Source organism: Acidiplasma sp. MBA-1 (assembly GCF_000949015.1).
Classification (GTDB): Archaea; Thermoplasmatota; Thermoplasmata; order Thermoplasmatales; family Thermoplasmataceae; genus Acidiplasma; species Acidiplasma aeolicum.
In genome coordinates, this window is sequence record NZ_JYHS01000002.1 from 121629 (window position 1) to 133200 (window position 11572).

Sequence of the window (11572 nt, forward strand, 5' to 3'; positions counted from 1 at the left end):
TGTTGAAAATGGATTATGAATGGAATGTGGCAATTAACAAGGCAATAGTTAATAATGCTCCAAAGGTTGAAAAAATATTAAGGGAGAACCCATATATTAATGATCTGGCTGCGGATTTAAGAGAGAAAAAGCTTGATGTCCTAAACAATATTGATAGATATATAAAGCAGACAGAAGAAAGTGTTTTACGCTCCGGCGGAGGTTTTCATCTTGCAAGGGATTCAAATGATGCAATTGATATTGTAAGAAAAATAATAGGTGATAAGAAAAATATAGTGTTATCAAAATCAAACGTTCTTTACGAAATAAAATTAAGGGAAACTCTGGCATCCGAGGGCAGGGACATATGGGAAACAGATCTTGGTGAGTACCTTGTTCAGATAAATAATGACATGCCATCTCATCTTATTGCCCCGGCAATACACCTAACGAAGGAGAAGGTTGGTAAAATTTTAAATGAAAATCTGGATAAATCAATAGATGAGAATTCAAAAACAGAGGATATGGTACATAGTGTAAGGGAATTTTTAATGAAAAAATATCTTGCAGCCGATGTTGGCATAACAGGCGCAAATGCGGTATCAGCAGATTCTGGTTCTGTTATTCTTGTTGAAAACGAGGGCAATATAAGAATGGACACTGTTCTGCCTGGAATACATATTGCAATAACAGGCATTGATAAAATAGTTCCAACGCTCAAGGATGCATTTAATGAGGCTATAGTTCAGGCCGCAAATGCCGGGTTTTATCCACCAACATACATAAATGTATCATCAGGCCCAAGCTCCACAGGTGATATAGAACTCAAGAAAGTGACGCCGGCCACAGGCCCCAGGGAATTCCATTTAATACTGGTCGATAATGGAAGAAGTGATGCTATAAAATCTGAGTTAATGGAATCACTGCTTTGCATAAGATGTGGCAGATGCTATTTTTCATGCCCTGCCTACAGGCTTTATGGAAAAGATTTTGGTACAAGCCCTTATACCGGCCCAACGGGCATAATGTGGTCTGCCATAATATTTAAGGAATACGACAAATCTGAAATGTGCATGCATTCCGGCGGCTGTGGTGAGGTATGCCCAATGAAAATACCAATACCAAAAATTATAGAAAAAATTAAATTTAGATATACAGGATAAAAAATTAACCTTGTCCTGATTATAAGTATTTTAATAAATAGCCAATATTTTAACAACTAGGATTTTCTTTATTTTCCCGTGCTTATCTCCTTCCTTTATATTAGATTGTATGCACAATTGTTTTCAGTCCATTAATTGCATCATATGGCATATTTATTACATACCAAATGTCACCTGCATTAACCATACCTTCAGGTATAAAAAAATGTTGTATAAAATATTAAATTTATGATAAAAACATGAACAAATTTATAAAACAATATTTTATATGGATTTATGAAAATTTTAAATTATGACATACATCTGGATATAGATTTTGCAGGCAAAAAATATTCAGGAACCGAGAATATAAAAATAGAAAAACCGGATAAAAAACTTGAGCTTGACATTAATGAAATAGATATAAAAGGTGTTAAAATTAATGGAATGGATGCCGTATTTTCAGTTTCAAACACACAGCTGGTTGTGGATAATGATTCCAGTGATGTTATTGATCTTTCCATAGAATTTTACACATATAATGATCCAGGTTTAAAGGGATTTTATGTAGCAGGTGATGCCAATAAATATATATTATCAACGCAGTTTGAAGAATCAGATGCCAGGAGGGCATTTCCATGCTTTGACAATCCGTTGTACAAGGCAACCTTTGACCTTGAGGTGAAAATAGATAAGGATTTGCAGGCCATATCAAACATGCCCATAAAGCATGAAAAAATAGAGGCAAACAAGAAAATAGTAACGTTTGAGAGAACCCCGGTTATGTCAACATATCTTCTTTACATAGGTATTGGGCATTTTGATGAGATGTCCACGATGTACCGCAACAAGAGGTTTTATTATGCCGCCATGGATGGCAGGCTTTCAAAATCATCATATCCTCTGGATATTGCAAAAAAATCTGTTGAATACCTTGAAAATTATACCAATATAGAATACATGCTGCCAAAACTGCATTTAATTGCTGTTCCAGAATTTGCAGCAGGTGCCATGGAAAACTGGGGTGCAATAACATTCAGGGAAATACTGTTAAACATGGATGCCTCATCATCCTCTAAAAGTTACAGAAGGAGTGCAGAGGTAATAACACATGAACTTGTGCACCAGTGGTTTGGTGATCTGGTAACAATGAAATGGTGGAATGATCTGTGGCTAAATGAAAGCTTTGCCACATTCTTCGCATTTAAAACAGTTGATGCTGTTGAGCCCTCATGGAATTTCTTTGGTGATTTTCTTCTGGATCAGACAGATGGCGCATACACAATGGACTCAATAATTAACTCACATCCAATAAACGCTGAGGTAAGCGATCCCATGGGCGTGTCAAAATTATCATATGAAATAAGATACGGAAAGGGATCAAATGTGCTCAGAATGATAGAGGCATACACCGGAAATGATGTGTTCATGACCGGGTTAAGAAATTATCTAAAAAAATTCTCATATTCAAATGCAGAGGGTTCAGATCTTTGGAATTCAATAGAGGAGGTTTCAAAAAAGGGAATATCGGAAATAATGAATGAATGGATTTCCAAGAAGGGTTACCCGCTTTTAATGGCCAAAAAAACAGATAATGGCCTTTTGCTAACACAGGAAAAATTCAATTTGCACGGCAATGAACATGAAGAATGGAAGATACCTTTATTTATAAACAGATTTAGCGGCGAGCAGAAGATTTTAATGGAGGGGAAAGACCTTAAACTTGATGGCGATATTATTTCCTTAAATAAAATGCACTTTGGATTCTACCGCGTATATTATGATAATGAACTTTTTAATAACATAATAAAAAACCTTGACAAGATAAGCGTATTCGAGAAGTGGGGAATTATAAATGACATGTATGCCTTATTCCTTGCAGGAAGGATGGAATTAACAGAATTTATGCGCAGGATGGAAACTTTTTACAAGATTAATGAGCCCGTTATTATTGAGGAAATATCAAAGGAACTTTATAATTTATTTATAATATCGCAGAATATATACTTTAAGGATATAGTTAATTTCTATATTAAGGATAAAATTGAATATATTGAAAAAAATAAATCGGATGATTTTAATTATAAAACAGTGCTTTCAAACCTGTACTCAAGGCTGGCATACATCAACTCTGATTTTGCCTCAAAGCTTGTAAAGAAATACAGCAGTTTTGAGCTTGTCAATCCTGATGAAAGGCAGGCTTATTTGATATCAAGGGCTGTAACAGGCTCAGATTTCTCATATTTCAGGGACATAATAGAGAATTCAAAAAGTGATGAGGACAAAACCAAGGCAATAATGGCCTGCGGCATATTATCTGAAAATGAGGATCATGACCAGATAATTGATTTCATTAAATCAGGCAGGGTAAAAAAACAGGATGCAGATTCATTCTTTACATCAATGGCAACATATCCGGAGTCGAGGGAATTTATAGTAAATAATTTAGAAACCATTGTAGACCTATTATTTAACATCAGGGTAAGCAACCTTAGAATAAACAGATGTGTTCAGACCATGATATCATATGGTGGGCTTGCAGATCCAGAAAAGATTAAAAAGGATGCAGAAAAAATTAGAAGAGATGAAATAGAGGGTGGAATCAACAAGGGACTTGAATTCCTCGAAATATTTGAAAATGCCATAAAGGCATCAAATTAATAATTTTTAATATCTTTTAAATTTATGGATGCAAGCGGTATTATCATTTCCTCAGGGCTTAGACCACCATGCATACCGTTATCCTTAATAATGTCATTTTCACAGTATTTATACCATACAGTGTTTCCATAATATGGCAAAACTATAAAATCACCAATGCGTGAACAGTATTTTTTTGTGATATCAGCCGGCCCAAGCAGTTGTCTTCTTATAAGATCACCCTTTTTTATTATCATGGCCCTTCCCATGAGCTGTTCGGACAAAACATCCATAATTTTATCATCCTCAGAATAAATGGACATATCCCTGGGGCTCCATGTTTCCGGTATTTTTTTCCCATCCCTTACAGTAATATATTCATCTATGCACCTAACATATATCTTATTCTTCACAGGCATAAATCCATGATCCGATGATATAATTACATTTATTTTTTGGCCGGCAAGTTCATTTAAAAAGTCATTAAAAAGATATGATATATTTTTTATAGAATATAAATGCTCCAAACTGCCAGGCCCGTATCTGTGCTGTATCTTATCAAAATTTTCTATATAAAAGAATACATATGAGGGGCCATGCAGTTTCATAAGCAACTTTTTTAAGATAATAAATCCCTCACATAAAAAATCAAAACGCTTTCTTTCCTTTGAACCTGAATACATTATTCTGCTGTAATCACTCTTCATTAAATTGCTATTTGATATTATGTAGGATTTTATTCCACTTTTTCTGAGGATTTCATAAAACGTTTCACCGTTAAAGAGTATTTCAGGACTGAAATTTGAATTTTTAAAACGCTCATTATCTTTTTTATAAACAGGAATAAACGGGAGGCTTTTTAATACCATTGAAAATTCATCAATGTAAAGCCTCCATTCAAAGAGGCCATGTTCAGATGGATATTTACCTGTATTTATTGTATTGCTTGCAGCGGCCGTTGTGGATGGGAAAACTGCGGTGATTGGAGAGACAAGCCCGGCATCATTAATAATTTTAAATGGCCGGTACTGTGATAGATAATCAATCCAGTGACCGTAACCAAGGCCATCAATATAAATGAATACCGTTGGTACATCATTATCAAGATTAAAATATAAATTTCTGTCAAGGCCCCTTCCATGGCTGATGCCGAATAAATTTAATATTGATGCATTTATATTTGCAAAATTATATCCATTGTAACAAGGATAAACAAAGTTTTCATCTTTTTTATAATTCTCAATAATATTATCAATAATCATGGTTGAATATGTATTAAAACTATAAAAAATAGGTATATTTTGTTAAACCTGGGCTGATATGATTTATCCATGTTATAAATGGAATTTGGATAAAGAGATATACTAAAATTTGAATATGGTTATTATGAATATGCCAACATACAGGGACGAACCATTTAAATGGTATGAGTTTATGAGACAGAATCATCCTGTATTCAGATATGGTAATTCAGTACATGTGTTTAAATATAATGATATATTAAATGTACTGTCAAACCACCGTGTCTTTTCATCACAGTTCAGAGATCTCCTTGATGAAAACCTTTCCGGCATTCTTAATGAAAAAATTGCACCAAGCATACTCATACTTGACCCTCCAAAACATACAGAGTTAAGGAACCTCATTAATTATGCCTTTGTGCCAAAAACAATAGATAATTACGAAAATAGAATAAGACAAATTGCTGATGACCTCATTATTAACATGCTTACGGAAAAAAATGTGGATATAGTTGCAAAACTTTCATACCCACTGCCTGTCATGGTTATTTCAGAGATACTGGGCATACCGGATAATGACATGCCACTGTTTAAGATCTGGTCAGACCGACTTGCATCCTCCCTTGGCCGTGGACCGGACATAAAAACACAGTATGAGATTGCAGATTATTTTTATGGCTTAATAAGGAAGCCTGATAAATTAAAAGGACTTTTAAAGGATCTATGCACGGTTGAGATTGATGGAAGAAAATTAACTGATCAGGAGATAGTTAGCTTTGCAATTTTACTTCTTGTGGCCGGTAATGAAACCACAACAAATCTAATAACAAATACCATATTAACGATTTCTGAGAACAAAAAATATTTTTATGAAATGCAGAATGATGCATCACTTATCCCGGCAGTCATAGAGGAAACGCTAAGATACAGATCACCTGTTCAATCAACAAGGAGGTATGCAAGGGAGGATACAGAGATATCGGGTACTGAGGTGCTTAAAAATGATATTGTATTTTTATATCTTGGATCGGCAAACAGGGACGAGGACATATATAAGGAACCGGATTTGTTTGATCCAAAAAGGAATAATAAAAGGCACATGGCATTCGGACACGGTATACACTTCTGTATAGGTGCCCCACTGGCACGCCTTGAGGCAGTGGTTGTTCTGAAGGAATTTTCCAAATTTATAAAAGATTTTACCGTTGAAAAACCGTCCGGTGATGATAGAATAGACAGCGATATTATGTACGGTTTTAAAAAATTAATAATTAATTTATAAAAATATATTATAGCATTTTTTTATCCCTTTCTGCTATATTTTTATCAAAATCCTCATAGAATTTATAATTTATTACATCATACTGCTCCGCACGTGTCATCAGGTTATTCATAATATTTTTCTGGGTTCCATCACTTTTTAATGCCTTTAATGTTTCATCCATTGCCCTGGCTGCAGCACGGAATGTGGTAACAGGGAATATAACAAAACGGTAGCCTAGTCTCTCAAATGTTCCGGCGTCTATTAATGGTGTTTTTCCAAACTCGGTCATGTTGGCCAGAAGTGGTGCATCAACCTTATCCGCAACATACTTAAATTCATCCACAGATGTAAGTGCCTCAGGGAATATTATATCAGCGCCCTCGTCAATGTATATTCTTGCACGTTCAACTGCCTCATCCAGTCCTTTTACTGCACGTGAGTCTGTTCTGGCAATTATTAGGGATTTTTTTCTTGCCATATTTGCCGATCTTATTTTTTCTATCATATTTTCGCGGCTTATTACCTCCTTTCCATCAAGATGGCCACACCTTTTTGGTGAAACCTGATCCTCGATCTGTATGGCTGCAGCGCCGGCGTCCTCCAGCAGCCTAACGGTTCTGTAAACGTTTAATGTTTCCCCGAAGCCGGTGTCAGCGTCAACTATTACAGGTATATCTGTTACCTCATGGATTTTTCTTACCATATCAGCAAGCTCTGTTATGCTAATCATTCCAAGGTCTGGAAGGCCGTATGATGATGTCAGGGCACCGCCTGAAAGATAAACAGCCTTAAATCCATTTCTCTTTGCCAGAAGTGCCGCAAATGGGTTAAAAACCCCGGGCACAACTGTAAATTTTTCATCAAGAAGATTAGACAAGATTTTCCACCTCCTTATCCTCCATATTCCACAGGTCCCTTACGGCTGAAACCATACCGGTTAATCTAATAAACTTTGTTTCCACCTCGCGGTCATCCATTGGATTCTTATAATGGCCCCTTGGAATTATAACCTCACTTTCATATTTTTTATCCCCGCATTTTATTTTTATTTTAACAGGAAGGCTTTCCGGATACATTTTGGTATACTCTGGAATCTCGGTTACCTTTATTTTCTTCATTAATGACTTGGCATTTTCATTCCTGATGTCGCTGTAATTATTTGTCCAGAAATCCTTATTTAAAAGTGTCGATGCCACGATAAATGGAAGGCTGTGATCTGCAGTTTCCTTATTCTCCGGACTCCATTTTTCAGGGTCTGCAAGTATTGTTACAGCCGCCTCATATGTTTCTATTTCAACAGAATCTATTCTGTTAACATCTATTTCATTTGCAAGCTTTAATGCGGCCTCAACAGCAGCCTGTGCATGGTACTCAACTGGATATTTCTTTATATATGTGCGCATTATTGCATCAGAAGATTTTTTCCTTAATGCGTCCTCAGCAAGATCAGGAACTATAATATTTTTAAAACCCATCTTTCCAGAAATTGGTTCCCTTGGTGATGTAAAGCCATAAAGTGTTGCAAGTGCGGCAAATATTGAGTTTCTGGCAGAGTTTGCAGCGGCACCGGCCTTCCACATTGATAACTCACCAACCCTTGTCTGCCTTAATGCTATATGTGGCACCAGTGAAATGGAAATGGTATTTATTGTCTGGTCCACATCAAAATTCATCATGTTTGAAAGTGCAGCGGCCATTGCAATTTCTGTATAATTTACATGGTCATACCCCTTTTTTCTTAAAGTTGCCGAATCACAGAACCGGGCGCCTATTTCATAACCAACGGCTGCCGCCGTAATAAGATCCTTTCCGGTTTTATGGAACATTGACCCTAAGGATATGAGCGAACCGAATATATCACTTGGATGCAGTGGCTCCAGTGATAAATACGTATCATTAAAATCCATGTATCTTATTATAAGCGAGTTGTAAAAGGCTGAATAATCAGGTGATGCAGTATTAAGCCCAATCATTTTGGCATTTCCAGGATAAAGCCCCGAAAGTTTTTTGAACTTTAACGCGGGCTGTGAATCCATGGATGAGTATGCAACACCAAGGCTGTCTATGAACCTTCTTTTCACCTCATGTTTAACGTCCGCCGCTAGGTCATTATATTTTGTATTGGATATAAAATCTGCCAGTTCCTCTTCAATGTTCATAAATCAAGATAGTGTTTAACAATATATTGTTTTTCATTGGATAATTTTAATTTATTCTTTTCCTTTTGTAAAACCAATTCTAAGAACGATTATCTTTGTAAATAAATTCAGTTTTTTGGATTCAGTAATATTTAATACCAAAATTTAATTAGTACAATATAAATGGCAAAAAATAAAAAAAATGTTGGGAATAAAAATCGGGGGGAACAGAAAAAAATTAAAAAAGCAGGTATATTTAAAAATAAAAATTTTATTCTTGGGTCAATATTATCAGTTGTACTTGTAATTATAGTTGTGCTTGCCGTTACCAATCCATTCTTTATTCCACCATCAGGTATAGAATCAAATAAATACTACAAGATATCTGAGTATGACCTTATAAATGGCAATAAATACGCGGTTTATTATGTTTCATGGTACGGCTGCCCAATAGGTGCAGCTGACTCATGGTCATTATACTATGCAATGAATTCCACTGAAAATATATATAAAGATGTTCAATTGCATACCTCTTCATCGACTGACATATTTGCTGATAATCCCGGGTTAATATTTAAAGATAACATAACATTTAATTATAAATCTAAGGTAATAACATTTTATCCATTGTATTTATATAATCAGACGCTAACAGGTACCGTAAATAATAAAACAATAAGCGGTTCAAAGATTGCATATGGATTTAGTATAATAAATAAAACATTTCCTGCACGCGTGGCATCCGAGTTCTATAAATACAGGGGCAATATTACATATGATGGGCATATAGAAACGACAATGATAATAACCGGCCCCAGGGGGGCGTATATATATCAGGGACTTTTATATAATCCTGAGAATAATATTGGAACAGGAAATGAAAACGCCTGGGCACCGGACAGTCCTGCCCATGTTATGTCTAACCTGAACGGCATCAATGCAATAAAAAGTTCTGGAAATCAGTTCCTTGGATATATTATAAAGGCATAAAAAATGAAATATATAAATTAGATATTATGATTGAATGGCATCGCTTTATTTAATCGGCATTGGTCCTGGAAGCATGGATAATTTAACAGGCCTTGCAGTTAAAAAATTAAACGAATCATCTGTTATAATTGGATACAAATATTATATAAATTTAATAAGACCAATATTAAAGAACAAGGAAATAATTGAAAGCGAAATAACAAATGAGGTGGACAGGGCGGAGCGTGCAGTTCTTGAGGTTCTAAATGGTAAGACTGTTTCACTTGTTTCAAGCGGGGATTCGGGCATATATGGCATGGCAGGGCTTGCATTGGAAATTATTTCAAAAAAGAATATAGATATTGATGTGCATGTTATACCCGGCATATCAGCGCTTAATTCTGCAGCCGCGCTTCTTGGGTCACCAATTATGAATGATTTCTGCAGCATCAGCCTGAGCACAAATCTGACACCATGGAACATTATTGAAAAAAGAATAATGAATGCTGCGGAGGCAGATTTTGTAATAATTTTTTACAACCCAAAAAGTATGAGGAGGCAAAATGGTATAGTAAACGCAATGGAAATTATAAAAAGATACAGAAATGAATCGACGCCAGTGGGTATTGTGAAAAATGCATATAGGGATGGTCAGGAGGTTATTTTAACTGATATAAAATCCATGGATTATAATACAATAGATATGTTTTCCACGGTGATTATTGGAAACTCACAGACATATTCGTATAAGGATTTTATGATAACACCCCGGGGTTACAGTAAAAAATATGAATATTAAATGTTGTAATAAACAATAAAAAACGTTAAAATAATATATAATAATATTAAATTATGTGTGAGGACTGCCTTGAACCTGGCTGTAATTGTGATAAATGCTATATCTACAGGCATAATCAGGCCTGTCCAGTATGCGGGCACACGGTGCTTTTGGATTGCTGCCAGGGGTTTATAACACACAAATATGATATTGATTATAAGATTATGAAAAAATAAGGGTTAATTGAATTTTAATCTTGTTTCATCACCAAACTGATCATCAAGGGTTTTATCCACTGACATACCAGAGTTAAGTATATATCCCGGGTTTATGCTGCCTGTATCAATGGTATTTATATATGCAGCCTCACCAATAGCATATATGCCTGTTCTGAATAACTGAAACATTTCTGTCATTAAATATACTGGTGCAAGGGCTGATACATAAATTATACCAATCTGCATAAACGGGTCATCTGAAAAAAATGATAAGGTGTACAGCATTGATATGCTAAAAAATGGGAAGAATACCAGCTCAAAAAACATTCTTATGAATTTAAATACGTATTTTTCAGTTCCGGGAACAATGATAAGTAATGATACCATTGGCATAAAAATAATAAAAAAGATTATAAGGGCCTGCCGTACAATAAAAATGGTGAAGAGCAGAAGTATTGAAAATAAATATGAACCGGTAAATAGAAATGATAGGAGCTTATTATTTATATTAATTGATACATTTAAAATATTGTACCAGTTGGCATTTAATCTGTAAATGTATATATAAAATGCATATGAAATTTTTAATATATAAATTGCCACATAATATGAATTCCAGAAAAGAAGAAATGCAGAAAATGCCTTTACCATGTATCTCCTGAAATCAGGATTTAGGTCAAATGAACTTTTTATAAATAAAATAAGGGCCGAAATTATTACCGCCGTGGAAAAAACGTAAATATAAATATTTGAAATTAAAATATTATAAAATCCCATAAATCCCTTATTTTGATTAAAAAATTGTGTGTAGGAATAATAAGGGCTTAGACCGTATTTAACAAGGATATCCCATGAGGCTGTTACTGAATAATTAATTAAAGAGTATAATGAATTAATAAATATTTTGATAATATATTCCGCATTCATATATGTCCGGTAATAATATAATTAAATATTGAGTACATGGCCCCGCTAACAGCCAGAATATAAATAAATGTTCCAATCAACGCATTTTTCAATTTTTCCTTTGCCACTGTTCTTTTGGCATCATCGGTGCTAAAAAAGCTCAAGGCTATTGGTATCCAGAGTATTGAAATAATCAATGCCGATACACCTATGACAATTTCATCCAGCCTGCCAAGCATTGCGCTTACTGTATTTATTAAATAGTAAACCAGCATGCAGGTTTATAATGGCGATGTA

The 11572-nt window shown here is 34.8% G+C and carries 11 protein-coding genes; 6 read left to right on the forward strand and 5 right to left on the reverse strand.

All coding sequences use genetic code 11. The features are described 5' to 3' along the window. Positions 1 to 8 precede the first annotated feature (8 nt). Positions 9 to 1142, forward strand: a complete 1134-nt coding sequence (locus TZ01_RS03820; RefSeq protein ID WP_048101818.1) for an LUD domain-containing protein — start codon at positions 9 to 11, stop codon at positions 1140 to 1142. 276 nt (positions 1143 to 1418) lie between these two features. Beyond that, complete coding sequence (locus TZ01_RS03825) at positions 1419 to 3782, forward strand: M1 family metallopeptidase (protein ID WP_048101491.1); 2364 nt, start codon at positions 1419 to 1421, stop codon at positions 3780 to 3782. Here the strand turns inward: TZ01_RS03825 and TZ01_RS03830 are convergent. After that, entirely contained in the window at positions 3779 to 5023 is a 1245-nt protein-coding gene (locus TZ01_RS03830) for an alkaline phosphatase family protein (RefSeq protein ID WP_048101492.1), read from the reverse strand. The genes TZ01_RS03825 and TZ01_RS03830 overlap by 4 nt on opposite strands. A 124-nt stretch (positions 5024 to 5147) precedes the next feature. Between TZ01_RS03830 and TZ01_RS03835 the strand changes: the two genes are divergently transcribed. Further along, positions 5148 to 6284 (forward strand): cytochrome P450, encoded by a 1137-nt coding sequence (locus tag TZ01_RS03835; RefSeq protein ID WP_048101493.1) that lies wholly within the window; start codon positions 5148 to 5150, stop codon positions 6282 to 6284. Positions 6285 to 6291: 7 nt separating this feature from the next. Here TZ01_RS03835 and prpB read toward each other — a convergent pair whose 3' ends face one another. Beyond that, positions 6292 to 7143 (reverse strand): methylisocitrate lyase, encoded by an 852-nt coding sequence (prpB, locus tag TZ01_RS03840; protein ID WP_048101494.1) that lies wholly within the window; start codon positions 7141 to 7143, stop codon positions 6292 to 6294. Continuing rightward, positions 7136 to 8425, reverse strand: coding sequence for an MmgE/PrpD family protein (locus TZ01_RS03845; RefSeq protein WP_048101495.1), 1290 nt, complete (start codon positions 8423 to 8425; stop codon positions 7136 to 7138). The genes prpB and TZ01_RS03845 overlap by 8 nt, the downstream gene beginning before the upstream one ends. A 162-nt stretch (positions 8426 to 8587) precedes the next feature. On the opposite strand from TZ01_RS03845, the gene TZ01_RS03850 reads away from it, so the two are divergent. The 3 genes from TZ01_RS03850 to TZ01_RS09565 are packed head-to-tail and all read left to right on the forward strand — an operon-like array spanning position 8588 to position 10387. Beyond that, positions 8588 to 9394, forward strand: a complete 807-nt coding sequence (locus TZ01_RS03850; protein WP_048101496.1) for a DUF929 family protein — start codon at positions 8588 to 8590, stop codon at positions 9392 to 9394. A gap of 34 nt (positions 9395 to 9428) precedes the next feature. Then, positions 9429 to 10172, forward strand: coding sequence for a precorrin-3B C(17)-methyltransferase (cobJ, locus tag TZ01_RS03855; RefSeq protein WP_048101497.1), 744 nt, complete (start codon positions 9429 to 9431; stop codon positions 10170 to 10172). Positions 10173 to 10225: 53 nt separating this feature from the next. Further along, complete coding sequence (locus tag TZ01_RS09565; RefSeq protein ID WP_156150299.1) at positions 10226 to 10387, forward strand: hypothetical protein; 162 nt, start codon at positions 10226 to 10228, stop codon at positions 10385 to 10387. Between the two features lie 3 nt (positions 10388 to 10390). Here the strand turns inward: TZ01_RS09565 and TZ01_RS03860 are convergent, their stop codons facing one another. Next, entirely contained in the window at positions 10391 to 11296 is a 906-nt protein-coding gene (locus TZ01_RS03860; protein ID WP_048101498.1) for a hypothetical protein, read from the reverse strand. Further along, positions 11293 to 11550, reverse strand: coding sequence for a hypothetical protein (locus TZ01_RS03865; RefSeq protein WP_048101499.1), 258 nt, complete (start codon positions 11548 to 11550; stop codon positions 11293 to 11295). The genes TZ01_RS03860 and TZ01_RS03865 overlap by 4 nt, the downstream gene beginning before the upstream one ends. Positions 11551 to 11572: the final 22 nt, after the last annotated feature.